This window comes from Acidovorax sp. GW821-FHT09B03 (assembly GCF_059418305.1).
Window position 1 is genome coordinate 349,928 of the sequence record NZ_JBWKPP010000004.1, and the last position, 25,824, is coordinate 375,751.

At 65.3% G+C, this 25,824-nt stretch carries 25 protein-coding genes and 1 pseudogene; 23 read left to right on the top strand and 3 right to left on the bottom strand.

Translation table 11 applies throughout. The features are described 5' to 3' along the window. Window positions 1-8: 8 nt before the first annotated feature. The 5 genes from AC07PA_RS10715 to AC07PA_RS10735 all read left to right on the top strand — a co-directional run bounded on the left by AC07PA_RS10715 (window position 9) and on the right by AC07PA_RS10735 (window position 6,339). Window positions 9-863 carry a hypothetical protein gene (locus tag AC07PA_RS10715; RefSeq protein ID WP_494605182.1) on the top strand — a complete coding sequence of 285 codons (855 nt, stop codon included), beginning with the start codon at window positions 9-11 and terminating at the stop codon, window positions 861-863. Window positions 864-879: 16 nt separating this feature from the next. Then, window positions 880-1,584 (top strand): PspA/IM30 family protein, encoded by a 705-nt coding sequence (locus tag AC07PA_RS10720; protein WP_007861927.1) that lies wholly within the window; start codon window positions 880-882, stop codon window positions 1,582-1,584. A 48-nt stretch (window positions 1,585-1,632) separates the two neighbouring features. Beyond that, entirely contained in the window at window positions 1,633-3,465 is a 1,833-nt protein-coding gene (locus AC07PA_RS10725) for an ATP-binding protein (protein ID WP_494605184.1), read from the top strand. Window positions 3,466-3,475: 10 nt separating this feature from the next. Then, window positions 3,476-3,793: a DUF6471 domain-containing protein gene (locus AC07PA_RS10730; protein ID WP_007861932.1), complete on the top strand. Its 318-nt coding sequence runs from the start codon at window positions 3,476-3,478 to the stop codon at window positions 3,791-3,793. A gap of 239 nt (window positions 3,794-4,032) precedes the next feature. After that, complete coding sequence (locus AC07PA_RS10735) at window positions 4,033-6,339, top strand: NADP-dependent malic enzyme (RefSeq protein ID WP_494605186.1); 2,307 nt, start codon at window positions 4,033-4,035, stop codon at window positions 6,337-6,339. A gap of 70 nt (window positions 6,340-6,409) precedes the next feature. Here the strand turns inward: AC07PA_RS10735 and AC07PA_RS10740 are convergent, their stop codons facing one another. Beyond that, window positions 6,410-7,228: an HDOD domain-containing protein gene (locus AC07PA_RS10740; protein WP_007861936.1), complete on the bottom strand. Its 819-nt coding sequence runs from the start codon at window positions 7,226-7,228 to the stop codon at window positions 6,410-6,412. Between the two features lie 327 nt (window positions 7,229-7,555). On the opposite strand from AC07PA_RS10740, the gene AC07PA_RS10745 reads away from it, so the two are divergent. The 8 genes from AC07PA_RS10745 (at window position 7,556) to AC07PA_RS10780 (ending at window position 16,290) form a co-directional block, all read left to right on the top strand. Continuing rightward, window positions 7,556-8,587, top strand: coding sequence for an ABC transporter substrate-binding protein (locus AC07PA_RS10745; RefSeq protein WP_007861939.1), 1,032 nt, complete (start codon window positions 7,556-7,558; stop codon window positions 8,585-8,587). A 106-nt stretch (window positions 8,588-8,693) separates the two neighbouring features. Then, window positions 8,694-9,518, top strand: coding sequence for an ABC transporter ATP-binding protein (locus AC07PA_RS10750; protein WP_494605188.1), 825 nt, complete (start codon window positions 8,694-8,696; stop codon window positions 9,516-9,518). Between the two features lie 19 nt (window positions 9,519-9,537). Beyond that, entirely contained in the window at window positions 9,538-10,305 is a 768-nt protein-coding gene (locus AC07PA_RS10755) for an ABC transporter permease (RefSeq protein WP_007861943.1), read from the top strand. Window positions 10,306-10,309: 4 nt separating this feature from the next. Continuing rightward, window positions 10,310-10,786, top strand: a complete 477-nt coding sequence (locus AC07PA_RS10760; RefSeq protein WP_494605191.1) for a nucleoside deaminase — start codon at window positions 10,310-10,312, stop codon at window positions 10,784-10,786. A 90-nt stretch (window positions 10,787-10,876) separates the two neighbouring features. Then, complete coding sequence (locus AC07PA_RS10765; protein ID WP_494605193.1) at window positions 10,877-11,932, top strand: patatin-like phospholipase family protein; 1,056 nt, start codon at window positions 10,877-10,879, stop codon at window positions 11,930-11,932. Between the two features lie 210 nt (window positions 11,933-12,142). Continuing rightward, complete coding sequence (locus AC07PA_RS10770) at window positions 12,143-13,549, top strand: ApeA N-terminal domain 1-containing protein (protein ID WP_494605195.1); 1,407 nt, start codon at window positions 12,143-12,145, stop codon at window positions 13,547-13,549. A gap of 156 nt (window positions 13,550-13,705) precedes the next feature. Next, a complete protein-coding gene (locus tag AC07PA_RS10775) occupies window positions 13,706-15,274 on the top strand; it encodes an ATP-dependent nuclease (RefSeq protein WP_494605197.1) in 1,569 nt (522 codons plus the stop codon). Continuing rightward, complete coding sequence (locus AC07PA_RS10780) at window positions 15,259-16,290, top strand: DEAD/DEAH box helicase family protein (RefSeq protein ID WP_494605199.1); 1,032 nt, start codon at window positions 15,259-15,261, stop codon at window positions 16,288-16,290. The genes AC07PA_RS10775 and AC07PA_RS10780 overlap by 16 nt, the downstream gene beginning before the upstream one ends. Before the next feature lie 45 nt (window positions 16,291-16,335). On the opposite strand, the pseudogene AC07PA_RS10785 reads toward AC07PA_RS10780, so the two are convergent. After that, window positions 16,336-16,786, bottom strand: a pseudogene (locus tag AC07PA_RS10785) (carbohydrate kinase family protein); the annotation flags it as partial. Window positions 16,787-16,962: 176 nt separating this feature from the next. Between AC07PA_RS10785 and AC07PA_RS10790 the strand changes: the two are divergent. After that, window positions 16,963-17,394, top strand: a complete 432-nt coding sequence (locus tag AC07PA_RS10790) for a hypothetical protein (protein WP_494605201.1) — start codon at window positions 16,963-16,965, stop codon at window positions 17,392-17,394. A 25-nt stretch (window positions 17,395-17,419) separates the two neighbouring features. Here AC07PA_RS10790 and AC07PA_RS10795 read toward each other — a convergent pair whose 3' ends face one another. Beyond that, window positions 17,420-18,364, bottom strand: coding sequence for an isopenicillin N synthase family dioxygenase (locus tag AC07PA_RS10795; protein ID WP_494605283.1), 945 nt, complete (start codon window positions 18,362-18,364; stop codon window positions 17,420-17,422). A 751-nt stretch (window positions 18,365-19,115) separates the two neighbouring features. Between AC07PA_RS10795 and AC07PA_RS10800 the strand changes: the two genes are divergently transcribed. The 9 genes from AC07PA_RS10800 to AC07PA_RS10840 all read left to right on the top strand — a co-directional run bounded on the left by AC07PA_RS10800 (window position 19,116) and on the right by AC07PA_RS10840 (window position 25,769). After that, window positions 19,116-20,144 carry an ABC transporter substrate-binding protein gene (locus tag AC07PA_RS10800; protein ID WP_494605285.1) on the top strand — a complete coding sequence of 343 codons (1,029 nt, stop codon included), beginning with the start codon at window positions 19,116-19,118 and terminating at the stop codon, window positions 20,142-20,144. Then, a complete protein-coding gene (locus AC07PA_RS10805; protein WP_494605203.1) occupies window positions 20,141-20,662 on the top strand; it encodes a nucleoside deaminase in 522 nt (173 codons plus the stop codon). The genes AC07PA_RS10800 and AC07PA_RS10805 overlap by 4 nt, the downstream gene beginning before the upstream one ends. A gap of 120 nt (window positions 20,663-20,782) precedes the next feature. Next, window positions 20,783-21,301: a nucleoside deaminase gene (locus AC07PA_RS10810; protein ID WP_494605287.1), complete on the top strand. Its 519-nt coding sequence runs from the start codon at window positions 20,783-20,785 to the stop codon at window positions 21,299-21,301. 40 nt (window positions 21,302-21,341) lie between these two features. Continuing rightward, entirely contained in the window at window positions 21,342-22,013 is a 672-nt protein-coding gene (locus AC07PA_RS10815) for a TetR family transcriptional regulator C-terminal domain-containing protein (RefSeq protein WP_494605205.1), read from the top strand. 139 nt (window positions 22,014-22,152) lie between these two features. Beyond that, window positions 22,153-22,458, top strand: coding sequence for a 2Fe-2S iron-sulfur cluster-binding protein (locus AC07PA_RS10820; protein WP_492805508.1), 306 nt, complete (start codon window positions 22,153-22,155; stop codon window positions 22,456-22,458). 16 nt (window positions 22,459-22,474) lie between these two features. Next, a complete protein-coding gene (locus AC07PA_RS10825; RefSeq protein ID WP_218340396.1) occupies window positions 22,475-23,062 on the top strand; it encodes an NAD(P)H-dependent oxidoreductase in 588 nt (195 codons plus the stop codon). A 13-nt stretch (window positions 23,063-23,075) separates the two neighbouring features. After that, window positions 23,076-24,407 (top strand): amidohydrolase family protein, encoded by a 1,332-nt coding sequence (locus tag AC07PA_RS10830; protein ID WP_494605207.1) that lies wholly within the window; start codon window positions 23,076-23,078, stop codon window positions 24,405-24,407. After that, window positions 24,404-24,874 carry a RidA family protein gene (locus tag AC07PA_RS10835; RefSeq protein WP_494605209.1) on the top strand — a complete coding sequence of 157 codons (471 nt, stop codon included), beginning with the start codon at window positions 24,404-24,406 and terminating at the stop codon, window positions 24,872-24,874. Before AC07PA_RS10830 ends, AC07PA_RS10835 begins: the two co-directional genes overlap by 4 nt. A 31-nt stretch (window positions 24,875-24,905) precedes the next feature. Continuing rightward, a complete protein-coding gene (locus AC07PA_RS10840; RefSeq protein WP_494605211.1) occupies window positions 24,906-25,769 on the top strand; it encodes a creatininase family protein in 864 nt (287 codons plus the stop codon). The last annotated feature ends 55 nt before the right edge of the window (window positions 25,770-25,824 follow it).

Below are 25,824 nucleotides of genomic sequence, written 5' to 3' on the forward strand. Positions count from 1 at the left end.
GCCCCTCCATGACGACCACCACGGTACAGAAATCGCACCTGCAGACCCTCGTCGATTTCGACGAGTACACGCGCCTGATGGAGGCTGCGCTCAAGGCCGCCATCGTTTCCGACGAGCCGGGCAGGCTGGTGCGCTTTTTCGCGCGCTACATCGCCTGGAACGGCTACTTCGGCTGCAGCGTGGCCTCGCTCGCGGGCAAGATCGGCTGCGCGCGCCACCTGTTCACCGACCCGGCCGAGCCCTTTTTGCCCGCGGCCGACCGCAATGTGCTGGTGGCCAGCTACATCTTCGATGCGGCGCGCGACGAGTTCGACGACCACTCCACCCGCGCCCGCGACCCGCACCGCAACCTGGCGCAGGCCTTCCTCAAGGGCATTGTGCAGACCACGCTGCCGGGCGCCGACATGGCCACGGTGAACGCGCTGGCGGCCGAGCCCGCCTGGCTCAAGCTGCTGAACCAGGGCGTGCTGCGCGGCTACGGCGGCGGGCAGGAAGACACACTGGAGGCCATCTTCCACGCCATGGGCTACCACCTGGGCAGCGAGCTGCTGGCCGACCGCGAGTTCACCGTGATCGGCGCCACGCTGCGCGAGGCTGGCGGCGGCTTGGCCGAGCGCCTGTTCCACACCGAGGTGGACATCGGTGGCACCCAGCACAAGGCCCTGTCCTGGGTGGGCATCCACTCGGGCGAGGGCGGCGCCGTGGAGGCCGACCATTTCGAGTGGGCCACCCAGGGGGTGAATGCCGCCTTTGCGTACATCCCCCCCGCCCAGCATGCCGCCATGCTGGCCCAGGTGGAGCAGGGCTTCGTCGCCTTCGCCCAAGACCACCGCACCTTCTTCGACAACGTCAACAACAGCTAAGCAAGGAACCTGCACCATGGCTTCTTCCAACTTCCTCGGCCGCCTGAGCAACCTGTTCACCGGCTTCCTCTCGCTGTTCGTCTCGGGCATCGAAAAGAACAACCCCGAGATTGCCTACGAGAACTCGATCAACAGCATGAAGGCCAACTACGACCGCCTGAAGAAGGCGGCGGGCGCCATCATCCGCCAGCGCGACGACGTGACCACGCGCCTGCACAACGCCAAGCAAAAGCAGGCGCAGCTGGAGGCCAACCTGCAGCAGGCCATGGACACCAACCAGGACGACCTGGCGGTGAGCATCCTGCAGATGAAGAATGACAACGACCAGTCGGTGACCGAGCTCACGGCCGAGGCCGAGACGGCCATGGCCGAGGCCGAGAAGATCAAGGATGCGCTGCTGGAGATGAAAAGCGAGATCAAGCGCGTGGAGGACGAGCGCGACCGCAACCTGGCCAAGCTGGCCGGCGCCAAGGCCAAGATCCAGATCCACAGCCAGCTCGAAGGCCTGTCGGTGGATGCCGAGATCCGTGCGCTGGACAACGTGCGCGGCCACATCGCCAACGTGATCTCCGAAGCCAACCTGGGCGACGAGCTGCGCGGCGCCGACCTGGACGTGCGCATGAAGGGCCTTCAAAAGGGCGCATCGCGCGCCACGGCCGAAGCGCAGCTGGCCCAGCTCAAGGCGGCCCGCGCGCAAGGTGCAGGCGCCAAGCAGATGTAAGCCCAAAGACCACCAGAGCGGCACGCCTGCCACCGCCCGAGGAACCCCGTGAGCACACCCTCCCCTTCCGCAACGACCGCGACGCCTGCCACGCCTGCCTGGGTCGACACCGTGCGCCGGCGCTACCTGGGCGGCGATGCCTCGGTCTTCGTGCTGTACCGCAACATCTACGACCGCATCCTGCTGGATGGCAAGTTCGTGGAGCTGGAGCAGTACCTGTTCCGCTCGCTGCTGGAGGGCAAGAAGAAGCGCGTGCTCTCGCACAGCATCGCCTCGGGCACGCAGGCCCTGGCGGGCCGGGCCTTCGATGCCGAGGCCGAGCCGCTCGATGGCATCGAGCAGGCACTGACGCACGAGAGCGGCACGGCCGTGGTGATCCACTACGCGGGCTCGCTGTTCCCGGCGGGCGACCCGTCGATGATGACCATGCAGGACCGCCAGGCGATTGCCAAGCTGCACCGCTGGTCGCTGGACCCGCAGATCGGCGACAGCGACAACGTGGTGTTTTTGCTGGTCGAATCGCTGGCCGAGCTGAACGCGCAGATCCTGTCGAACCCGCGCATCGCCACGGTCGAGATCCCCATGCCCGGCCAGGCCGAGCGCGAGACCACCATCCGCATGGCCGATGCCTCGCTCGATGCCGGCCAGGTCACGCGGCTGGCGCAGCAGGCCTCGGGCCTGCGCCTGGTGCAGCTGTTCGGCTTGCTGGGCAACGACAGCAAGGCGCCCGCGCCCAACGATGCCGAGCGCGAGGCGCTGATCCGCGAGCTGATCGCCGGTACCGAGGACGCCGAGGCGCGCGCCAAGCAGCTGACCAAGCTCACCAGCGGCCAGACCAACGAGCAGATCCGCCACCTGCTGCAGCCGGGCAGCAAGGCACCGGCCAAGGGCAATGCCTTCGAGGAGATCGCGGCGCTGCTGCGCACGCGCAAGCGCGAGCTGGTGACGCAGGAGTGCTTTGGCCTGATCGAGTTCGTCGAGCCCAAGATGGGCCTGGAGGGCGTGGGTGGCATGACCATGGTCAAGGCCGAGCTGGCCGCCATTGCCGCCGCCGTGCGCTCGGGCAACGTGGCGCGCATCCCCATGGGCATCCTGGTGGTGGGGCCCATGGGCTCGGGCAAGACCTTCGTGACCAAGGCCTTCGTGCGCGAGGCCGGGATACCGGCGGTGATGCTCAAGAACATCCGCTCCAAGTGGGTGGGCGCGACCGAAAGCAACCTGGAGAAGGTGCTGGCCATGGTCAAGGCCATGGGGCCGATCGCGCTGATCATCGACGAGGGCGACCGCAGCCTGGGCGGCGAAGGCGACGAGGACGGCGGCACGTCGTCGCGCGTCACGGCGCGGCTCAAGGAGTTCATGTCGGACACCGACAACCGCGGCCAGGTGCTGTTCATCATGATGACCAACCGGCCCGACAAGCTCGATGCCGACATGAAGCGGCCCGGCCGCTTCGACACCAAGATTCCGCTGTTCTTCCCCGAGAACGGGGCGGAGCGCGCGAACATCGTGCGCGTGATCCTCAAGCGCTTTGGCAAGGCGGTCGAGGAGCCGGTGCCGCAGGATGACGACGATGGCATCGGCGAAGGCTGGATGGAGGCGGCGCTGGAAGACACGGAGTTCTCCAACGCCGAGCTGGAGGCGCTGACCCTGCTGTCCATCGACCTGGCCGAGCGCGGTGATGGCCGGCTCACGCGCGAGGTGTTCTTGCAGGCCGCAGTGGACTACATGCCCACGCGCGACACGCTGATGATCGAGTACATGGAGCTCTTGGCCATCTCCGAGGCCTCGCGCCGCAGCCTGCTGCCCGAGAAGTTCAAGCACCGCACCACCGACGAACTGCATGCCGAGATGAAGCGCGTGCGCAGCCAGTTGCGCCTGTGAAGGCCAGGCCATGAACAGCGGCAGCGACGACGTCAACGCCCTGGCCCGCGACCAAGTGCGCAGGGCCCTGACCGCCGCGAAGAACGACAAGCGCTGGGGCTGGCAGGAGGTGTCGGAGCTGCTCACCGAGCTGGGCATCGACCAGACCCCGAACAACCTGACCACCAAGCAGAGCCGGGGCGCCTTCAAGGCGTCCGACTTTCTGCTGCTGCTGCGCAGCATGGGCGTGACGCAGCTGGACCTGTCCACGCTGGAGATCCCCGGCCTGGCGCCGGCCACCCGCAAGGTGGAGGCCAACAAAAAGGCACGACTGACCAAACCTGGATAGGCCTATTGGCTTTCTGAAAAGGAAGACAATCCGGTTTTTGCCATGGTCCGGGGCCCACAACCCCCACCGCCTCACCAGCCCCACCGGGCAAGGCCAGGCCTCCACCCCCCACACCATGGCACCCATGGCATCAAGGTTGGATCCCATGCAATCAACGCATTAACCCTCACTCCGACAGCTCTCTCCTTGGAGTAAGCTCATTTTCGGCATTTGCTGAGAATCTCCTGCAGGATTTCCGTATGACACAGAACCTTTCCGCTGCCGAAGAGGCATTGCGCGACGCGGCCCGCGAATACCATCGCAACCCCAGCCGGGGCAAGATCGCCGTCACCCCCACCAAGCCCCTGTCCAACCAGCGCGACCTGTCGCTGGCGTACTCGCCGGGCGTGGCCTATCCGTGCCTCGATATCGAGGCCGACCCGTCCAAGGCCTTCGACTACACCTCGCGCGGCAACCTCGTGGGCGTGATCACCAACGGCACGGCCGTGCTGGGCCTGGGCGACATCGGCCCGCTGGCCAGCAAGCCGGTGATGGAGGGCAAGGGCTGCCTGTTCAAGAAGTTCGCTGGCGTGGATGTGTTCGACATCGAGCTGGCCGAGCGCGACCCGGACAAGCTGGTCGAGATCATCGCGGCGCTGGAGCCCACGCTGGGCGGCATCAACCTCGAGGACATCAAGGCGCCCGAGTGCTTCTACATCGAGAAGAAGCTGTCGGACCGGCTGAACATTCCCGTCTTCCATGACGACCAGCACGGCACGGCCATCATCTCCAGCGCCGCGCTGCTCAACGGCCTGGAGCTGGTGGGCAAGGAGATCGGCGCGGTGAAGATCGCCGTCTCGGGTGCGGGTGCCGCGGCCATTGCCTGCGTGGACGTGATGGTGGGCCTGGGCGTGAAGCGCGAGAACGTCTTCATGGTGGACTCCAAGGGCGTGATCTTCGACGGCCGCCCCGGCGGGCTCGATGCCTCCAAGCAGCGCTACGCGCAAAAGACCGAGGCGCGCACCCTGGCCGACGTGGTCAACGGTGCCGACGTGTTCCTGGGCTGCTCGGCCGCTGGCGTGCTCACGGCCGAGATGGTCAAGACCATGGGCACCAAGCCCATCATCCTGGCGCTGGCCAACCCTGAGCCCGAGATCCGCCCCGAGCTGGCCAAGGCCGTGCGGCCGGACTGCATCATTGCCACGGGCCGCTCGGACTACCCGAACCAGGTCAACAACGTCCTGTGCTTCCCCTACATCTTCCGCGGCGCACTGGACTGCGGCGCGACCAAGATCACCGAGGCCATGAAGCTGGCCTGCGTGCGCGAGATCGCCGATCTGGCCAAGGCCGACGTCAGCGAAGAGGTGGCCAGCGCCTATGCCGGCAAGGAACTCACCTTCGGCCCCGACTACCTGATCCCCACGCCGTTCGACTCGCGCCTGATCCTCAAGATAGCGCCCGCCGTCGCCAAGGCGGCGGCAGAGTCGGGCGTGGCCACGCGCCCCATCACCGACATGGAGGCCTACAAGGAGGCCCTGTCGCGCTTCGTCTACCAGACCGGCATGCTGATGCGCCCGGTGATCACCGCGGCCAAGGCCCTGCCCGAAGGCAACAAGCGCGTGGCCTACGCCGATGGCGAGGACGAGCGCGCGCTGCGTGCCGCGCAGATGGCCATCGACGACAAGATCGCCCACCCCATCCTCATCGGCCGCCCTGCCGTGATCGCCGCCCGCATCGAGAAGGCCGGCCTGCGCATGCAGCTGGGCAAGGATGTGGAGGTGTGCAACCCCGAGGACGACCCGCGCTTTCGCCAGTACTGGGAGCACTACCACAGCCTCATGAAGCGCGATGGCGCCACGCCCGAAGTGGCCAAGGCGTCCGTGCGCCGCTCCAACACCATCATCGCCTCGCTGATGGTGGCGCTGGGCGATGCCGACGCCATGATCTGCGGCCTGGTGGGCACCTACGAAACCCACCTGGAGCGCATCCACAGCATCCTGGGCCGCCAGGAGGGCGTGAACGACTACGCCGCGCTCAATGCGCTGATGACCAACCGCGGCACGCTGTTCATTGCCGACACGTACGTGAACGAGAACCCCACGGCACAGCAGCTGGCCGACATCGCCTGGATGTCGGTGCAGGAGGTGCAGCGTTTCGGGTTGCCGGCCAAGGTGGCCTTCCTGTCGCACTCGAGCTATGGCTCGTCCAAGCGCCCATCGGCCCGCAAGATGCGCGAAGCGCGCGACCTGTTCGTGGCCGCCCACCCCGAGATCGAGTGCGACGGCGAGCTGCACGGCGACGCCGCGCTGGAGCCCAACATCCGCAATGCCTACATGGCGGACTCCACGCTCACCGATTCGGCCAACCTGCTGATCTGCCCCAACCTGGATGCGGCCAACATCCTCTACAACGTGCTCAAGACCACGACCAGCGGCGGCGTGACCGTGGGCCCCATCCTCATGGGCGGTGCGGCCACGGCCTACATCCTGACCCCCGCGGCGACGGTGCGCCGGGTGTTCAACATGACCGCCCTGGCCGTTGCCAGCGCAGCCACGCGCGCGCGCTGATCTGCTGCAGCAGCGCCCACAAAAAAAGAGGCCCTCGGGCCTCTTTTTTTCGAGCCGCCCCCGTGCGGGCTCAACGTACCGAGACGTCCACGTAGTTGGCCACGGGCGGCAAGTGCTCCACGAGCCAGTCGGCATCGAGCTGCAGGGCCTTGGTCACCTCGGCTGGCAGGCTGGCAATGGTGTCGGCCGGCGACTTGGGCTCTTCGAGCCCGATCTCGGCCAGCAGCGTGGCCACATGCAGGATGCCGCCCAGGCGGCAGAACGGGGTGGAGGCCACGGGGTCCTCGGCCGTCTCCAGCGCGCGCACGATGGTGTCCGGAAAGCGCCAGCGCCGCGCCAGCTCGCCGGTGACCTGGGCCTCGGTGAAGCCCAGCAGGGATCGCTCGCGCTCCCAGCGGCCGCCCGCGTGGTGCGGCAGTTGCTCGATGGCGGGGATCTGCTCGGGCATCTTCTGCGCAATGATGAGCTCGCCCAGGCGCACCAGGAAGCCGGCGAGCCATGACTCCTGCACGTCCGAGCCCAGGGTGCGCGCCAGCCACTGCGAGTAGCCGGCGATGGCCATGCTTTCCTTCCAGAAAGCCTCGGCGTCCACGCCCTGCGCGTCCTTGAACACGCCGGACATGCACGACGCCAGGGCCAGCGTGCGCACCTGGTTCAGGCCCACCATGGTGATGGCGTCGTCGAGCGAGGCCACCTGGCGCGGCAGGCCGAAGCGCGCGCTGTTGGCCAGGCGGATGAGCTTGGCCGTGAGGGCCGGGTCCTTGGAGATCGCCCCGCGCACTTTCTCGAAGGGGATGTCATCGTCCTTCATGGTGGCGATCAGCTCGCGCGCCACGTCGGGGATGGTGGGCAACTGCACGTTCTCGAAGAATTCCTGGATATTCGCCATGGGGCTCCCTCCTTGTCCGTTGGATTCGAATGGACTTTCGTTGTACCACTGGCACGCCGACCGTGGGTGCGCGTTTGCCCCAATGCGCGCACCGGCCTGGTGAATCGACGATGTACCACCGTGGTATGCACTGCTGATGCACCATTTCGGGAAAGCCTCTAGAAGGGCATGCACCAATCTGGCGAACAATAGGCTCCATCCCGCCTTGGCGCTCCTGAAAGCGGGCATCGTTTTTGCTGACTCCCCACCAAGGCACGGGGGCGGTGCATCCGGACCGCCAGCGCATGTGCGCAACTTCCCCTGCCGTCTTCTGACAGGAATCCACCTATGAACAAACGATCCCTCCTGCAAGCCGCCGCGCTGCTGGTCGCCGCTGGCAGCTTCTCCGTGGCCCATGCACAGGCCACCACGCCCATCAAGTTCCAGCTCGACTGGCGCTTCGAGGGCCCGGCTGCCCTGTTCCTGCAGCCCGTGGCCAAGGGCTACTTCAAGGCAGCGGGCCTGGACGTGACGGTGGATGCCGGCAACGGCTCGGGCGGCGCCGTGCAGCGCGTGGCCTCGGGCACCTACGACATGGGCTTTGCCGACCTGGCCGCGGTGATGGAATTCCACGCCAACAACCCCGACGCGCAGAACAAGCCCGTGGCGGTGATGATGGTCTACAACAACACCCCGGCCTCGGTCATGGCGCTCAAGAAGAGCGGCATCACCAAGCCGGCCGACCTGGCGGGCAAGAAGCTCGGTGCCCCAGTGTTCGACGCCGGCCGCCGCGCGTTCCCGATCTTCCAGAAGGCCAATGGCGTGGGCAGCGTGCAGTGGACCGCCATGGACCCACCGCTGCGCGAGACCATGCTGGTGCGCGGCGACGTGGACGCCATCACCGGCTTCACCTTCACCTCGCTCCTGAACCTGGAGGCGCGCGGCGCCAAGGCCGCCGACGTGGTGGTGCTGCCCTATGCCGACTTCGGCGTGAAGCTGTACGGCAACGTGATCATCGCCTCGCCCAAGCTCATCAAGGAGAACCCCGAGGCGATCAAGTCCTTCCTGAAGGCCTTCACCAAGGGCGCCAAGGAAGTCATGGCCAACCCGGCTGCCTCCATCGAGCACGTGAAGGCGCGTGACGGCATCGTCAACGTGCCGCTGGAAACGCGCCGCCTGCAGCTGGCCATCGACACCGTGATCAACAGCCCCGACGCGCGCGCCGAAGGCTTTGGCAAGGCCGTGCCGGGCCGCCTGTCGCTGATGGCATCGCAGGTGTCCGACGCCTTCAACACCAAGACCCGCGTGAAGGCCGACGACGTGTGGACCGACAGCTTCCTGCCCCCCGCAGCCGAGCTGAACATCCTGCCCAAGAAGTGACCCCGCGGCCAGCGGCATGCCGCTGGCCGATGCATTCCCTCCCCTCGCCCGCCCGCCCCGCCGCAGTGTCGGGCTGGCGGGCCCAGCCCCACAAGAACACCATCCAATGACGGCTGCCGATTCCTATTTCGTGGATTTTCGTGACGTCTGGCTCGCCTACAACGACGAGCTGCTCGCCCAGAACCACTTCGCTGTCGAGGCCATCGACCTGCAGGTCCGCCAAGGCGAGTTCATCGCCATCGTCGGGCCTTCGGGCTGCGGCAAATCGACCTTCATGAAGCTGGCCACGGGCCTGAAGATGCCCTCGATGGGCAAGATCCTGATCGACCGCCAGCCCGTGACCGGGCCGCTCAAGATCTCGGGCATGGCCTTCCAGGCGCCATCCCTGCTGCCCTGGCGCACCACGGTGGACAACGTGCTGCTGCCGCTGGAGATCGTGGAGCCCCACCGCAGCAACTTCAAGCAAAAGCGCAAGGAGTACGAAGCCCGCGCCCGCGCCCTGCTGCAGAAGGTGGGCCTGGGTGGGTATGAGGACAAGTTCCCCTGGCAGCTGTCGGGCGGCATGCAGCAGCGCGCCAGCATCTGCCGCGCGCTGATCCACGAGCCCAAGATGCTGCTGCTGGATGAGCCCTTCGGCGCGCTCGACGCCTTCACGCGCGAAGAGCTGTGGTGCATTCTGCGCGACCTGCAGGCCGAGCAGAAATTCAACGTGATCCTGGTGACGCACGACCTGCGCGAGTCGGTCTTCCTGGCCGACACGGTGTACGTGATGAGCAAGAGCCCCGGCCGCTTCGTGGTGCGCCGCGACATCGAGCTGCCACGCCCGCGCGACCTGGAGATCACCTACACCAAGGAGTTCACCGACATCGTGCACGAGCTGCGCGGCCATATTGGGGCCATGCGCAAGGCCGGCGCCCCCATCCAGCAATAAGCAAGTATCCAGAAACACCATGCACAAGAAAACCGCGGAACGCTGGTCCCCCTGGATCCTGCTCGTCGCCATCGTCCTGCTGTGGCAGATCATCTGCTCGGCCTTCAACGTCTCGGAATTCATCTTTCCCAGCCCCTGGGCCATCGGCGTGCAGCTGGTGGAGTTCGCCGGCGTTATCGCCGCCCATGCCTGGCGCACCTTCTGGGTCACCATGGCGGGCTTTGGCCTCGCCATCGTGGTCGGCGTGCTGCTGGGCTTTCTGATCGGCAGCTCGCGCCTGGCGTATGCCGCCGTGTACCCGCTGATGACCGCCTTCAACGCCCTGCCCAAGGCGGCCTTCGTGCCCATTTTGGTGGTGTGGTTCGGCATTGGCGTGGGGCCGGCCATCCTCACGGCCTTCTTGATCAGCTTCTTCCCGATCATGGTGAACATCGCCACCGGCCTGGCCACACTGGAGCCCGAGCTGGAAGACGTGCTGCGCGTGCTGGGCGCCAAGCGCTGGGACGTGCTCACCAAGGTGGGCCTGCCGCGCTCCATGCCGTACTTCTACGGCTCGCTCAAGGTGGCCATCACCCTGGCTTTTGTGGGCACCACGGTGTCGGAGATGACCGCCGCCAACGAGGGCATCGGCTACCTGCTGATCAGCGCCGGCTCGTCCATGCAGATGGGCCTGGCCTTTGCCGGCCTGATGGTGGTGGGCGCCATGGCCATGGTGATGTACGAGCTGTTCAGCTGGGTGGAAAAGCGCACCACGGGCTGGGCACACCGCGGATCCCAGGGTGAATAACACGATGGCGTTGGGCGAAGCCCAGGCCGCGACCCTGCTGCGCCGCGCCAATGCCGTGGCGCAGCGCGCCATGGGCATGGGCCGCCACCCCTTTGGCGCCCTGCTGGTCGCGCCCGACGGCGAGACCGTGCTGGCCGAGCAGGGCAACATCGACACGGTGAACCATGCCGAGAGCACGCTGGCGCGCACGGCAGCCGCCAACTACCCCGGCGCCTACCTGGCGCAGTGCACGCTGGTCACCACCTTCGAGCCCTGCGCCATGTGCGCAGGCACCATCTACTGGGCCGGCATTGGCCGGGTGCTGTATGGCGCCGAGGAATCGGCCTTGAAGGCATTGACCGGCGATCACGCCGAGAACCCGACCTTGGACCTGCCCTGCCGCATGGTGTTTGCCGCCGGCCAGCGCGCCACCGAGGTGCTGGGCCCGGTGCTGGCGCTCGAAGACGAAATCACGGCCTTGCATCGCGACTTCTGGCGCTGAGCCAAGCCGAGCCGGCCAACCCTGGCAGCAACGCCGGAAAGCACCCGTCGATATACTCGCCGCCCTGTAACCACAGGATCTTTCGGCACCATGCGCCTGCACACCTTTCTGCGCCCCCTGGCGCTTGCACTGGCCGTGGCCGGCCTGTCCGCATGCGGCGGTGGCACCACCCCCAGCCAGCCCGCAGCAACAACCGCCGCCCCTGCGACCACGGCAACGGCACCCGCCCCCATCAAGGTCGGCATTGCCCTGGGCGGCGGTGCGGCCAAGGGCTTTGCGCACATCGGCGTGATCAAGATGCTGGAGGCCAATGGCTTCGCGCCCGCCGTCGTCTCGGGCACCAGCGCGGGCGCCGTGGTGGGTGCGCTGTACGCCAGCGGCATGAACGCCTTTGACATGCAGGAAAAGGCCGTGGCGCTGGACGAAGCCAAGATCCGCGACCTGCAGCTGTCGTCCGGCGGCCTGGTGGTGGGCAAGAAGCTTGAGGACTACGTCAACGAGCAGGTGGGCCGCAAAAGCCTGGAGCAGATGGCCAAGCCCTTTGTGGCGGTTGCCACGCGGCTGGAAGATGGCGAGCGCACCGTGTTCGCCCGCGGCAACACCGGCCAGGCCGTGCGCGCATCGAGCAGCGTGCCCGGCGTGTTCCAACCGGTCACCATCGGCAAGTACCACTTTGTGGACGGCGGCATCGTGAGCCCCGTGCCCGTGGACGCCGCGCGCCAGCTGGGCGCTGACGTGGTGGTGGCCGTGGACATCTCGAACAAGGCCCGCGGCAAGACGCCCGGCGACATGCTGGGCACCCTGGGCCAGTCCATCGCCATCATGGGCCAGAAGCTGGGCGAGGCCGAACTGGCCCGCGCCGACGTGGTGATCCGCCCCCAGGTGCTGGACATCGGCCCCGCCGATTTCGCCCAGCGCGCCAGCGCCATCCTCGAAGGCGAGAAGGCGGCCCTGGCTGCCATGCCGCAGATCCGCGAGCGGATAGCTCAGTTGCAGGCCGAGCGTGCGCGTGCTGCGCAACTGGCGCAGGAGAAAGTGCGGGAGGCGGAATACAAGGCGTGTCTGGAGAAGCGGTCGAGTTTGCAGAAGTTGGCGGGAATGGCGGGGATGGGGGAAGGGTGTGCTACGACGACGGGGGTTAAGTAGGCGGCGCTCGCCGCATAATGGAAGCGCCAAAGTGGTACGGCGTTGGGCGCAACATCCTCTATCGAAATGTCGGAAAAGCTTGACCACGACAGCTGTCTCAGAATGAGCTTGCAAGAAGATTGCAGCGGCCTTCATTTATGGGGCCAAGCCAATGCTGATAGGCAGCATAATGAGCATGGCAATAGAACTTGCCGGAGGTCGTAGGCAACCGTGAGCACACTCAGCCCCCCCAACCTTGAAGGCTATTTTTGGCTCCCTCAGACACCTGATAATCAGGTCCCTGGGCGATTTGTATCCACTGACGACGGACGATTGCAGCTTGAACTAATGGGGGTACTTTCTGGAGGTGTCATAGAGGTTGATGACGTCAAGAAAATTGGCCGAATTCTCGGACTCTCCCATACAGGTAAGTCGATCACGTTAGATCGTTGCCATGTCATCAACCGGAAGTTGAGTTTTCCGGGGGTGCCGCAGACGACGTTTCGAGTTGCTACCGCACTGTTTGGCACACATTTCGGTCAAGATGAGCCCTTTGAGTTTGACCAAGTTGACATCTACGGAGATGCGGTCAATGAATGGCTGGAATTTGCGCCGATCAACACCGTTATTGAAAAGTCCACGTACACTTCAGCAGCGGTCACGTTCGTGCCCCCACCGGAGAAAAAATGGACGCTTTCGGATGGAACCACTGTGCGGTTTTATCCAGCATGGTCAGTGCCTTCAACTATTCAATATCGCGAAGCGAAAATCACCCAGAAAACATGGGTGAGCTTTAGATTCACTAAGGCCACGCCTCTAGACGACGTACTGGAGATGGTCCACCGCTTCGTGAGCTTCGCCTCGGTTGGCATCAATCAACTGGTAGGTTTTGAAGAGATCACTCTGCGTTCCCAAAAGGTCATCAAGACCATTGGCGAAAAAGTGCAAGAAGATCCGTTCACCCTTTACTACTCGCCAGCCTTTAGGGCAGAACCAAAGCTGGCCGATGTCAGGCCGCCATACACGTTGTTCCAGTTCGCGGATGTGCAGGAAGAGTTCGCCGTCAAGTTCGATTCGTGGCTGACGAATTATCAGAAGTACGTGGCTCCTTTCAACCTGTACTTCGCTGTCAACAAGGGGCGTGAACTCTATCTCGACAACAAATTTCTGATGCTGGCGCAGGCCTGCGAGTCGTTGCATCGGCATACCTCCTCAAGCAAAGCCTTCCCTGAAGAAAAGTACAAAGAACTGACAGCGCTGCTCGAAAGCGCGGTCCCAAAGGAATTCAAGGATTGGCTGGAACCTCGACTGAAGTACGGGAATGAACCTTCGCTGCGTCAGCGCCTGAAGGAGTTGTTCTCTGAGTTCACGTATATCTTCGGGGACGCCAAGAAGACCAAGCCGCGAATTGACAAGATCGTTGCGACACGGAACTACCTGACTCATTACGATGCGGCAGGAAAAGAGCAAAGTGCCGAGGGCGGTCAGCTCTACAAGCTGTGCGTAGTTCTCGAGCTGCTTTTCCAGCTCCATGTCTTAAAACTCTGCGGCTTCACGCACCAGGAAATCGATGCCATGTGCAAAAAGTCTGAGAGCTTCAAGGGAAAGCTCGGAACCATTGACATTGGCCTGTCGTAGGGCCTGGCAGATCCGTTGATAGGCCTGAGGACGGGGAAACAGCCTCCATCCCCTCTTCCCCTGTGCATGGCCTGTATTTTTTGGATTCTCAAGGCCGAGACCACACGCTAAGCTTGCTGGGCTCAACGAACACGGTTCAGGTAGGAGGGGCTTGCGGTGGGGACAGTCAAGAAATTGGTACTGCAAAACTTCAAGCGGTTCAAGACGCTCGAGCTCGATTTTGATCCTGAACTGAACATCCTAGTCGGCGGCAATGAGGCCGGCAAAAGCTCAGTCCTTCAGGCGCTGGACATTGTCCTCAGCGCCAGTCGGTCAAAGGTTGAGGCACTGGGTCTGGAGACCCTCTTCAACGTTGACTGCATCGCAAAGTTCCTGGCCACGGCTCCTCGAAGAATCGAAGACCTGCCAGAACTGGTGATCGAGGTCTACTTTGACGGTGTGACTGATGCTGATCTGGATGGTCGGAACAACAGCAAGGGCATTGACGCCCTGGGCATGAAGCTGGAATGTAAGCCTGTTGAGGACTACACGAAGCAGATCAAGGAGATCCTGGACGGTCCCCATGACAGCTTCCCCTTCGAGTACTACGGCATTCAGTTTTCCACGTTCACGGATGACGCAATCTTTCCGCACAAGAAGCCGTTCAAGCATCTGCTCATCGACAGTGCGCAGATCAACAACGAGTACGCAACCCGCGAGTACACCCGTTCAATGTACGCGGCGCATGCAAGCGTGGTTGACCGTAACCTTCACGGTTTTGAGTACCGGCGCGCAAAGCTCAAGTTCAGGGACGAAATCCTGAAGGAGATGAATGAGCCGCTCGATATCTACAAGTTCGATGTGCGAACCAGCCCGAAGGCCAGCATTGAGACGGACATCATCATCACGGAGGGTGACATCCCGATTGACAGCAAGGGCAAGGGCCGGCAGTGCTTCATCAAGACGGAGTTCGCGCTTCGTGACCGCGAACATGCGCTTGACGTTCTACTTCTTGAGGAGCCAGAGAACCATTTAAGCCATGTCCACATGCGCAAGCTCATTGAGCGCATCAGGGCATCTCGCAAGAAGCAGCTCTTCATCGCGACCCATAGCAGCTTCATCGCGACACGTCTCAATCTCAAGAACGTGCAGATCCTGAGCGAAGAGACACCATCAGCGCCGGCCTCACTGAAGAGCCTCAGCAAGGAGACGGCAGAGTTCTTCATGAAGGCCCCGGACAACAACGTTCTTGAGCTGGCGCTATGCAAGAAGGCGATCCTTGTGGAGGGTGATGCGGAATTCATCCTGATGGATGCTCTATACAAAAACAGTGCGCCGGGTGGAAGCACTGACACTGACGGAGTTCACGTCATCTCCGTGGATGGCACCAGCTTCAAGCGCTACTTGGAGCTTGCGAAGCTCCTGAGCATTCGCGTGGCCGTCATCCGTGACAACGACCGCGACTATCAGGTCAACTGCGTTGAGAACTACGCGGACCACCTCGCGGCAACGACCATGATCTTTGCTGACACTGACAATGCCAGATACAGCTTCGAAGTCTGCATGTACCAAGACAACAAGGCCTTGTGCGAGGCGCAATTCGCGGAGGGTCGACGCACGCTTTCTGTTGAAGAGTGGATGTTGAAGAATAAGACCGATGCAGCGTTCACTTTGCTGGAAAAAAAGGGCGAAGAGCTGACCGTGCCCGCCTACATCAAGCAGGCGGTGGAATGGATAAGAGCGTAACCTTCGCTGTAGCGGGCTCCGGTAAAACCTCCCGCCTGGTGCAAAAGCTGGATGAGGAGAAGCGCTTCCTGATCGTGACCTACACGGACGCGAACCGGGAGAACTTGCGCCAGAAGATCATTGCGCGCTTTGGCTACTTCCCTGCGAACGTCAAGCTCTACACCTATTTCCGGTTCCTCCATAGCTTTTGCTATCGCCCTTTTCTCCGCTCAGCGAAGAAAACAAGAGGCGTGACATTCAGCTTGCCGCCGCTCCTTCCCCGTCTCAGCCTATCTCAGGACCGTCGCTACATGACAGCGGGAAAGCGACTCTATGCAAACAGGCTCGCGAAGTTGATGGAGCAGTCGAAGCTGATGCCAGCCGTGATTGCGCGCATTGAAAAGTATTTCGATGTCTTTTTCGTGGACGAGGTCCAGGATTTTGGAGGCCACGATTTCAACTTCCTCATGTCCATCAGCGCGGCCAAGGTGCAGTGCGATTTCGTTGGGGATTTTTTTCAGCACACCTACGATACGAGCCGCGATGGCTCCGTCAATGTGGGGCTACACGACGACTATGTGGAGTACCAGACCCGTTTCAAGAAGGCCGAGATCAGCGTAGACACAACCAGTCTGAAGGCAAGCCACAGATGCAGCAAAAGCGTCTGCGACTTCATCACAGAAAAGATTGGGATTGCCATCGAAGCAAGCAATGCCCGCGAGTCAACAGTGCGCTATGTGGATGACCCAGATGCAGTGCGGGCGCTCTACGAGGACAACAGCGTCGTCAAACTCTTCTACCAAGAGCACCACAAATTTGGGTGCTACTCCCAGAACTGGGGGGCATCCAAGGGGGTGGACAGGTATGGGGACGTGGTAGTAGTTCTGAACCCGGGCAATGTAACGGCATGGAAGAAAGGCGGGTTCAAGGACATCAATCCCGGAACGCGGAACAAGCTGTATGTGGCGTGTTCACGTGCACGCGGTAACCTGACCTTGATCCCGGAATCCCTTCTCAAAACCTACAAAACCGGCTAGTGGCTTCCGCTATCGTTTATTGATTTGGCTATCAGCTCTCAGCGTTCACCCACCCAACCCCAATTCCGCCCGCGTAGGCAGCCCATCCGCATCCCCCGGAAACTGCACCACGCGCGCGCCAATGGCATTGCCACGGGCCGCCGCCTGGGCCAGGGTGAAGTCTTCGAGCAGGCCGCTGACGACACCCACCGCAAACCCGTCACCAGCGCCCACGGTATCGACCACACGCTCCACGCGCAGGCCGGGCGCGATGCCGGATGCGCCGTCGCGTTGCGCGTAGTAAGAGCGGCTAGCAAAGCTCTTCTGGCATCGTTGCCGCGTCTTGTCGTACTACTCGTACTGCCTGCGACGCAGCGCCTAGCCAGAACCGCTCCGCTGAGCTTTGCTCTCCGCTCTCAGGCCCTTCGGGCCCGAGCTTGACGACGACCTGCTTGGCGCCGCGCTCTAGGTAGAAGGCAGCAATGTCTTCGGCCGTGCGGCGGCCGGAGAGCTGGCGGTCTTAGGCAAGGCAAAGCAGCGAGCTGCCTTGTCCTGCAACAGGACGCAAGAATGGACGAAGTCCCTGCCCAATCGCACCCGCGCGTGATAGAACATGCTCGTCGCCACCGCTGAACAGAACTGCCATGCCCCCTGCCGGCCCTTCTCTCCCACCCGCCGTGCTGGCCGCCCTCGATGCAGGCCAGCTCATCGAAGCCATCAAGCGCCTGCGCGCTGCTACGGGGCCTGGGCCTCAAGGAGGCCAAGGACCTGATCGACGCGCACCAGCGTGGCGAGGCGGTGTCGGTGGCAGCCCGTGCGGCGCAGCCGGTGGATGGCAGCTTCCACGTGCCCGACGCCGTGCGCCAGGCCCTGGCCGAGGGGAATAAGATCGAGGCCATTCGCCTGCTGCGCGACCATGAGGGCCTGGGCCTGAAGGAGGCCAAGGAGCGGGCCGATGCGATCGAGCAGTCCATGGGCGAGCCGGCATCCATCGGCGTGGGTGCAGGCACCCCGGGCCTTTCGCCAGGCCAGCAGCCCAGCGGTGGCGTGGGCAACTGGATCGTGGTGGCCGTGGTGCTGGTGGCGGCTGTGGTCGCCTACCTGTGGATGCGCGGCGGGGCCTGAGCGAGCCCCGCGCCCGCCCCCTTACTCAGTACTTGTTGGAGAAATTAGCGCTGATGCGCTGGCGCAGGTATTCCGCGCCGGTGATGGGCGGGTACTTCTTGGCGGGGCCTTCGATGACGGCGTCTTCATTGGCTTGGCAGAAGAAGGCCAGGCTGTAGCGTGCGCCCTGGTACTCGTGCGGCAGGGGGTTGCGCACGCGGTGAAAATTGCTGGGCAGCTGGTCGTCGCTCCAGCGCGTGAGCATGTCGCCGATGTTGCAGGTGATCACGCCTTCGGCCGGCTCCACGCTGGTCCACTGGCGGCCTTCGGCCTCCTTGCCGGGCAGCACCTGCAGGCCGCCCTGGCCGGGGCGCTGGAACAGCAGGGTGAGGCAGTCGAAGTCGGTGTGGGCGCCGGCGCGCCACAGGCCCAGCTCGTCCTTGAGGGCAGGGTCCACCGCAAAGTAATGCAGCATGCGCAGCGTGCTCTGGTAGGTGGGCAGGTCGGGCTGGTGGGCGCGGGTGAAGAAGTCCGCATCAAAGCCCAGCTTGTAGGCAAAGCACGAGAGCAGGCGCATGCCCACCTCCCAGCACTGGCGCTCGAAGGCCAGGGTGGCGGCCTGGAAGCCGGGCAGCTCGGCCTCGGTGGGCCACAGGCCCGCCATGCGGGGGCGGGTGACCTGGTAGGACTCCTTCTGGTCGGGCGTGCGCGTGGAGGGGCGGATCTGCGCCTTGTGCTCCCAGCCGGAGTTGCGCGACAGGGGCCACTGGGCCTTGGTGTCCTTGGGCTGGTCGAAGAAGGCCTGCGCCCGTGCAAACGCGGCGCGAATGTCCTCGATGGGGATGCCGTGGTTCGTCACCTGGAAGAAGCCGATGTCGACCGACGCGGCCCACAGCTGATCGGCGATTTCTTCCTTGCGCTCGTCGAAGTTGGAGATGTCGATGCGGCGCACTTCGCGCGTGGAGGTCTCGCCGTCCATCGCGCCGCCCATGCGCGATTCTTTTTCCAATTCGCCCAGCACGTCGGGGGCGACGGTGGGCTCATAGACGGACGATGCCGTGGGGGTGGCAGTGGTGCTGCTGTGCATGGCGTGGTTTCCTCGTTAGATCAATGGCAAACAAGGCACACGGCAGGCCGCTGGGAATGAAGAAAGAAGCGGCGCGGCGCCATGTGGCTCTTGAAGGGAACAATGGCAACGGCCCGCAGGCTGCGAGGGCCCTCAAAGGGCACGCGCACCGCACGCAAGCCGCCACCGGCTTCAAGAGCAATGACCCGCCAGCCGGTCCACGCAATGCGGATGGGCTGGACTGAACGCTTCTACTCTTACACCGGATGCTAGCAAACGGCAGGCCAGCAATGCCGTCGGACATTCCACAGGGACGCCCCACGGCACCGTTCGACCCTGTGCGCCAGCGCTCACCAAACCAGGGCGCCAGCGCACCAAGCCAGCGCACCTCAGGCGCGTGCTCGGCGCATGCCAGCCCTATCGCACAAGAGGCTGAGCAGCGGCTTGCGCCAAGGCAAGCCTCTGGCAAAACGTGCCTGGCGCGCAGCGCGGCGCAGCGCTTTTGCGGCACCGGGCACGCTTTCTGCATCAGCCCCTGCCGAGTAGAAGCGTTCAGCGCTGCCACCTTTCTTTGCTGTTGGTGGCGCCCGGAAATTGCTCAGTTCGACCCGGTCCTGCGGCGGCACACGCCTGTGGGTCCGGGACATTCCACCGAACCTGGGCCACCGCCATGTTGATGCAACGCCGCCGCTTTCTCTCGACCACCCTCGCCTCTTCGCTCGCTGCCACGCTGGGCGCCCCTGCCGTGGTGCACGCACAGGGCACGCTCACCCCCCTCAAGTTCACGCTGGACTTTCGCGTGACCAGCCAGACCTCGCCCTTCTTCCTGGCGCAGGCCAAGGGCTACTTCAAGGACGAGGGCCTGGACGTGACCATCGATGTGGGCGCAGGCTCCGTGGCATCGATCACGCGTGTGGCCAGCGGGGCCTACGACATCGGCCTGGGCGACATCAGCTCGCTGGCCGAGTTCCACGCGCAGAACGCCGACACGCCGGTGCAGGCCATCTACCAGTACTACAACCGGGCGCCGTTCGTCATCATCGGCCGCAAGGACCGGGGCATCACCACCGATTTCCAGTCGCTCAAGGGCAAGAAGGTGGCCGCAGCCGCCGTGGAAGCCACGCGCCGCAGCTGGCCCATGGTGGCCCGCGCGCTCAAGACCCCGCCCGAGCTGTTCAGCTGGGTGACCACCGACTTCAGCGCGCGCGACAACGTGGTGGTGCGCGGCGATGTCGATGCCGCCACCTACTTCCACGACTCGGCCGTGTCGCTGTTCGCACGCGTCCCGCCCAAGGACCTGTCGGTTCTCGAATACAACAAGGCGGGCCTGAACCTGTATGGCAATGCTGTGCTGGCCGGCAAGCTGCTGCAGGAGAAGCCCGAGGTGGCCAAGGCATTTTTGCGCGCAAGCAACCGCGCGCTGCGCGAGACGCTGGCCAACCCCGAGGCGGCGTTTGCCGCCATCAAGGCGCGCGAGGCCATCCTGAACATGGAGGTGGAGCGTGACCGCTGGGCCATCACGCGCCAGTACCTGCAGACGGCCGAATCGCAGGCCGTGGGCCTGGGCGGCGTGCAGGGCAGCGTGCTGGCGCACCAGATCGAGGAGGTGGCGGCCGTGTTCAGCCTGGCGCGCAAGCCTGCGCCCGAGCGCGTGTTCAACCCCGCCTTTCTGCCCGCCCTGGCCGACCGCAAGGTGGTGGCATGAACAGCACCGCCCCCGCAGAGCTGCTGCCGCAGGAGGCACCCCTGGACGAGCGCGACGGCAAATACCTGCGCCAGGCCATCGCCCTGGCCGACAAGGCCCGCACGCGCGGCAACCGGCCCTTTGGCGCCCTGATCGTGGCGGCCGATGGCCGGGTGCTGGCCGAGGCCTGGAACGCCACCGGCGAAAACGGCGACTGCACCGCGCACGCCGAAACCTCGGCCGTGCGGCTGGCCAGCCCGGTGCATAGCCGCGAGGACCTGGCCGGCGCCACGCTGTACTCGTCGGCCGAGCCGTGCGTGATGTGCGCGGGCGCCATCTACTGGGCGAACATCGGGCGCGTGGTCTACGGCATCGACGCGGTGCGCCTGCGCGTGTTCCGCGGCGAGCGGCTGGACCAGCGCGATGCCGAGCTTTCCTGCCGCGACGTGTTCCATGCATCACCCCACCCCATCGCCTGCGTGGGCCCGGCGCTGATCGAGGAATCGTCCACTTCGCACCAGGGTGCGTGGAAGATCTGAGCACAGCGCACGGCCACAAAAGGCATGCATACATGTCACACATTGTTCGTGGCATGCCAAATGCATAGCGGTGGCAACAGCAACCGTTCACCTTGACGGAGACACCCCATGCATGCCCTGATGGCCGCCTTGCCCCACCACCAGTTCGATGACCCGGCCGACATCGGCGACACCGATGGCACCTACCTGCGCAAGGCCATCGCCTGGTCGTGCACGGCCCGGGCGCGCGGCAACCGGCCTTTTGGCGCGGTGGTGATCGGCGGCGACGGCACGCTGCTGGCCGAGGCCTACTGCAACGCGACCGAGACGGGCGACTGCACGGGCCATGCTGAGACCAATGCCGTGCGCCAGCTCAGCCCGCGCGTGGGGCGCGATGCGCTGGCCCAGGCCACGCTGTATTCGTCGGCCGAGCCGTGCGTGATGTGTGCGGGCGCCATCTTCTGGTCGGGCATCGGCCGCGTGGTGTTCGGCATCGACGCGGTGCGCCTGCGCGAGTTCCGCGGGGAGCGCGCGGAGCAGCGCGATGCCGAGCTGTCGTGCCGCGACGTGTTTGCCGCCTCGCCACACGCCATCGAATGCATCGGCCCCGCCCTCATCGAAGAGGCCAGTGCACCGCATGTGGGCTTCTGGAAATCCTGAACGGCGAGAATCGGCATCCATGCCGTCCAAAGCCCCCTCCATGACCGAACCCGAAGCCGAGAGCAATGTCTCTGGCGCCCTGCTCAGCCGCTCCAAGCAGGGGCGCGAGCGCATCCTGGGTGCGATCCGCGAGGCGGCGATTGCCGAGTTCAGCCGCCATGGCTTCAAGGGCGCGTCCACCAAGGCCATTGCCGAGCGCGCGGGACTGACCAAGCCGCAGCTGCACTACTACATCGCCAGCAAGGAAGAGCTGTACGAGGAGCTGCTGTACTCGGTGCTCAACGGCTGGTCTGGCGCCTTCCAGTTCGACAGCCAGAGCGACGACCCGAAGAAGGTGCTGAGCACCTATGTGCGCAAGAAGCTCGACTACGCGCTGGACAACCCGGGGCTGTCGCGCATCTTCACCACCGAGGTGCTGGGCGGCGGGCGCAACCTGGGCCGGTACTGGCCCGTGGCCGTGAAGTCCACCCAGCAGAAGGTGGACCTGATCGACCGCTGGATCGCCGAGGGCCGCATGCGCCCGCTGGACGCGCGGCTCTTGCTCATGCAGATCTGGGGCATGACGCAGCACTACGCCGACTACGGCGTGCAGGTGCACATCATGCTGGGCCTGGCGCCCGAAGAAACCATCGACCGCGAACCCATCGTGCGCGAGCTCACCAATTTCGTGCTGCTGGGCTGTGGCCTGGCACCCGATTTCGCACCAGAGTGAACAGGCCTGCACGCTTGCGGGCGTAGCAGCAGCGCCAATACAGCGCTTTGACCCAGGGCAAGCCAGGCAACGGCCCGAAAGCCCTGCTGGCACAGCATTTGCAATAGTTTGACCAATCGATCAAATCAAGTGGTCAAACATGCAAACCCCAGCCACGGCAGCGCCGCTGCCCGCCACGGAACCGGCTTCTTTTGAACTGGTGCTTGCGCGCAGCCAGATGCGGCTGCCCGTGCAGCCCGGCGAGAGCATGGCCGATGTGCTGCAGCTCGCCGGCATCGCCATCGACACGCTGTGCGAACAGGGCGTGTGCGGCACCTGCGCCACGCGCTGGCTGGCCGGCGCGCCCGACCACCGCGACAGCTGCCTGAGCCCCGAAGAGCAGGCCACCCATGTGGCCGTGTGCTGCGCGCGCAGCCACGGGCCCACGCTCACGCTCGACCTTTGAAGAAGGAGCCCCCGCCATGCGCATCCTCGTGATCTATTGCCACCCGGTGGAGACCAGCTACAACGCGGCCCTGCACGACGAGGTGGTGCGCAACCTGCGCGCGGCCGGCCACGAGGTGGACGACTGCGACCTGTATGCCGAGGACTTCAACCCCGTGCTCAGCCGCGAGGAGCGCCTGGGCTACCACGAGGTGCCGAGCAACCGCCTGCCGGTGCAGGGCTATGTGGACCGGCTGCTGTGGGCCGAGGCGGTGGTGTTCTGCTTTCCCACCTGGTGCTTCGGCATGCCGGCCATGCTCAAGGGCTTTTTCGACCGGGTGCTGATGCCCGGCGTGGCCTTCGACATCAGCGACCCGCACAACGTCAAGCCTTCGCTCACGCACATCAAGCGCATCTCGGCCGTGGTGACCTATGGCCGCCCGCGCTGGACGGCGCTGCTCATGGGCGATCCGCCACGCAAGTCCGTCACGCGCTACATGCGCCTGCTAACCGGCGGCAAGGCGCGCGTGGACTACCACGCCTACTACCACATGAACGTGGCCACGCCGCCGCGGCTGGCCGCCTTCAAGGCCCGCGTGGGCCAGGCCATGGCGCGCTTTGCGTAAGGGGATCTTGTCCATGCACGCATCCAACGCCCCCGACCACCTGCTGCGCGCGCGGCTGCCGCGCTGGCTGCTGCCGCGCCAATGGCCCGCCCAGGGCAGCCAGCCCACACTGGCCGATGTGCACCTGGTGCAGGGCCGCGTCGAGTCCATCGCGCCGCACCACCCTGCCCAGCCCCCGGCCACGGGCGCCACCTGGGACCTGGCCGGCGCCCTGGTGCTGCCCGGCCTGGTGGATGCGCACACCCATCTGGACAAGGCCTTCACCCTGCCGCGCATGGGCACGGTGAAGCCCGGCCTGCTGGGCGCCATCGAGGCCATGATGGTGGACCGCCAGGGCTGGACCGACGCCGACATCCGCACCCGCGCCAGCCGCGCCCTGCAATGGGCCTGCGAGGCCGGCACCGTGCACCTGCGCACCCACTGCGATTGGTGGGAGCCCGATGCGCAGCCGCTCGCCTGGAACGTGCTGCGCAGCCTGGCGCACGAATGGGCGGGCCGCCTGCTGCTGGAGCGCGTGGCCCTGATCCCCCTGCACCTGTACACCGAGCGTGCCACCGCCATGCGGCTGGCCGCCACCGTGGCCGACAGCGGCCCGGGCGCGCTGCTGGGGGGCTTCGTGCATTCCACGAACTGGGACCCACAGGCCCTGCGCCACCTGTTCGAGGCCGCGCAGCACCACGGCCTGAACGTGGACCTGCATGTGGACGAGGAGCTGCACCCCGGCGCCCAGGGCCTGGCCACCACGGCGGCGCTGCTGCAGGAGCTGCGCTTCGACGGCCACGTGGTCTGCGGCCACACCTGCGCGCTGGCCGCGCAGGACGAGGCCACCGCCCTGGCCACGCTGGACGCCGTGGCGCGCTGCCCCATCACCCTGGTCACCCTGCCCATCACCAACCTGCTGCTGCAGGACGCCACCACGGGCCGCACGCCGCGCCAGCGCGGCATCACCCTCATCAAGGAGGCGCATGCGCGCGGCATTCCGGTACTGGTGGCCAGCGACAACATCCAGGACCCGTTCTGCCCCGTGGGCAGCCTGGACCCGCTGGAGGCCCTGGCCACCGGCGTGCTGGCGGCGCAGCTTGACGCGCCGTTCGACCGCTGGTCCGAGGCTCTGTGCCGCAGCGACTGGCTGCGCCGCGGGCCCGATGCCCTGCCCTTGCAGCCCGGTATGCCGGCCGACCTGATCGTCTTCCAGCAGGCCGATGGCTGGGGCTTTCCGTCGCGCACGCAGCAGCGCGTGGTGCTGCGCCAGGGCCGCGTCACCAGCGGCCATGCCAGCGCGGCGTGGCATGTGGCCAACGCCACCCCAGCCCCCTCCCCCATTCCTGTACGGAGCCTTGCATGACGACCGCTTCCAACACCCCCTCGGGCATCGCCCAGCCCCTGGCCCGTTACGCCGCCTGGCGCCGCGCGGGCGACCTGGTGTTCCTGTCCGGGATCATCGCCGTGGACCCTGCGGCCAACCGCATCGTGCGCGGCTACGCCGACATCCCCGACGAGGCGGCCACGCTGATCGGCCGCACGGGCGAGTTCAGCAGCGACATCAAGGAGGGGCCCATCCTGGCGCAGAGCTGGTATGTGCTGGACCGCATCCGCCAGACCATCGAGGCCGCGGGCGGCCAGATGTCCGACGTGTTCAAGCTGGTGCAGTACTTCAAGCACCTGGACCACTTTCCCCAGTACAGCCGCGTGCGCAAGCTGTTCTTCCCGGGTGAGCCGCCGGCCTCCACCGTGGTGGAGGTCACCGGCATGCTGCCCACGGCCGACATCCTGATCGAGGTGGAAGCGACTGCCTACCTCCCCTTGCGCTGACCTCCACATCCCCTTCACGAAAGACCCGCCCATGCTGCACGGCTACACCCCGCCCCACCGCTACCTGCCCTACCTGAGCTGGACCGAGATCGTCGACCTGCCGGACAAGGAGAACACCGTGATCGTGCTGCCCACGGGCGCCACCGAGCAGCACGGCCCGCACCTGCCCTGCGCGGTGGACACGGTGATCAGCGCGGGTGTGGTGGGCCATGCGCTGGCGCGCCTGCCGGCCGAGGTGCCGGCCTTTGCCATGGCCCCCATCACCTACGGTAAGTCGGAGGAGCACCTGCACTTTCCGGGCACCATCACGCTCAGCGGCGAGACCCTGCTGGCCACCATGAACGAGGTGGGCGAGTCGGTCTACCGCGCGGGCTTTCGCAAGCTGCTGTTCGTCAACGGCCATGGCGGCCAGCCGCAGGTGATGGAGATGTGCGCGCGCGAGCTGCGCCTGCGCCATGGCGACTTCATCGTGGTGCCCAGCTTCACCTGGCGCGTGCCGCACGTGGCGGGCAAGTACCTGTCGGAGCAGGAAAAGAAGCTGGCCATGCACGCCGGCCATGCCGAGACGGCGCTGATGCTGGCCCTGGCGCCCGACACCGTGCACATGGAACGCGCGGTGGTGAACTACCCGCCCGTGTTCGGCTCGCCCCTGCTGTCGCCCGACGGCCGCCCGGCCTGCGCCTGGAGCGCGCGCGACTTCGGGCCCAGCGGCATCATCGGCGACCCGCTGCCGGCCACGGCCGAGCAGGGCCACGCAATCCTCGACTCGCTGGCCGTGAGCTGGGCCGCCGCCATCACCGAGCTGCACCAGCTGCGCTGGGCCCCGCGCGCCGAAGCCACCTGGGGCCGCGCCAACCACACGGGCCATGTGGAGAGCTCCACCGCCCTGGCTTGAAACCTGCGAACGCAGCCGCATCCATCCCCCCTTTTCGTCCCTGTTCCCCCTCCAC

Excerpts from the sequence above, each read along its gene's own strand:
- AC07PA_RS10810 (WP_494605287.1), top strand. The coding sequence starts at position 20,783 with ATGGCCGCCTTGCCCCACCACCAGTTCGATGACCCGGCCGACATCGGC.
- AC07PA_RS10715 (WP_494605182.1), top strand. The coding sequence starts at position 9 with ATGACGACCACCACGGTACAGAAATCGCACCTGCAGACCCTCGTCGAT.
- AC07PA_RS10795 (WP_494605283.1), bottom strand. The coding sequence starts at position 18,364 with ATGGGCGGCGCGATGGACGGCGAGACCTCCACGCGCGAAGTGCGCCGC.
- AC07PA_RS10805 (WP_494605203.1), top strand. The coding sequence starts at position 20,141 with ATGAACAGCACCGCCCCCGCAGAGCTGCTGCCGCAGGAGGCACCCCTG.
- AC07PA_RS10790 (WP_494605201.1), top strand. The coding sequence starts at position 16,963 with ATGCAGGCCAGCTCATCGAAGCCATCAAGCGCCTGCGCGCTGCTACGG.
- AC07PA_RS10830 (WP_494605207.1), top strand. The coding sequence starts at position 23,076 with ATGCACGCATCCAACGCCCCCGACCACCTGCTGCGCGCGCGGCTGCCG.
- AC07PA_RS10720 (WP_007861927.1), top strand. The coding sequence starts at position 880 with ATGGCTTCTTCCAACTTCCTCGGCCGCCTGAGCAACCTGTTCACCGGC.
- AC07PA_RS10760 (WP_494605191.1), top strand. The coding sequence starts at position 10,310 with ATGGCGTTGGGCGAAGCCCAGGCCGCGACCCTGCTGCGCCGCGCCAAT.
- AC07PA_RS10820 (WP_492805508.1), top strand. The coding sequence starts at position 22,153 with ATGCAAACCCCAGCCACGGCAGCGCCGCTGCCCGCCACGGAACCGGCT.
- AC07PA_RS10840 (WP_494605211.1), top strand. The coding sequence starts at position 24,906 with ATGCTGCACGGCTACACCCCGCCCCACCGCTACCTGCCCTACCTGAGC.
- AC07PA_RS10735 (WP_494605186.1), top strand. The coding sequence starts at position 4,033 with ATGACACAGAACCTTTCCGCTGCCGAAGAGGCATTGCGCGACGCGGCC.
- AC07PA_RS10780 (WP_494605199.1), top strand. The coding sequence starts at position 15,259 with ATGGATAAGAGCGTAACCTTCGCTGTAGCGGGCTCCGGTAAAACCTCC.
- AC07PA_RS10750 (WP_494605188.1), top strand. The coding sequence starts at position 8,694 with ATGACGGCTGCCGATTCCTATTTCGTGGATTTTCGTGACGTCTGGCTC.
- AC07PA_RS10745 (WP_007861939.1), top strand. The coding sequence starts at position 7,556 with ATGAACAAACGATCCCTCCTGCAAGCCGCCGCGCTGCTGGTCGCCGCT.
- AC07PA_RS10730 (WP_007861932.1), top strand. The coding sequence starts at position 3,476 with ATGAACAGCGGCAGCGACGACGTCAACGCCCTGGCCCGCGACCAAGTG.
- AC07PA_RS10740 (WP_007861936.1), bottom strand. The coding sequence starts at position 7,228 with ATGGCGAATATCCAGGAATTCTTCGAGAACGTGCAGTTGCCCACCATC.
- AC07PA_RS10765 (WP_494605193.1), top strand. The coding sequence starts at position 10,877 with ATGCGCCTGCACACCTTTCTGCGCCCCCTGGCGCTTGCACTGGCCGTG.
- AC07PA_RS10835 (WP_494605209.1), top strand. The coding sequence starts at position 24,404 with ATGACGACCGCTTCCAACACCCCCTCGGGCATCGCCCAGCCCCTGGCC.
- AC07PA_RS10815 (WP_494605205.1), top strand. The coding sequence starts at position 21,342 with ATGACCGAACCCGAAGCCGAGAGCAATGTCTCTGGCGCCCTGCTCAGC.
- AC07PA_RS10800 (WP_494605285.1), top strand. The coding sequence starts at position 19,116 with ATGCAACGCCGCCGCTTTCTCTCGACCACCCTCGCCTCTTCGCTCGCT.
- AC07PA_RS10755 (WP_007861943.1), top strand. The coding sequence starts at position 9,538 with ATGCACAAGAAAACCGCGGAACGCTGGTCCCCCTGGATCCTGCTCGTC.
- AC07PA_RS10825 (WP_218340396.1), top strand. The coding sequence starts at position 22,475 with ATGCGCATCCTCGTGATCTATTGCCACCCGGTGGAGACCAGCTACAAC.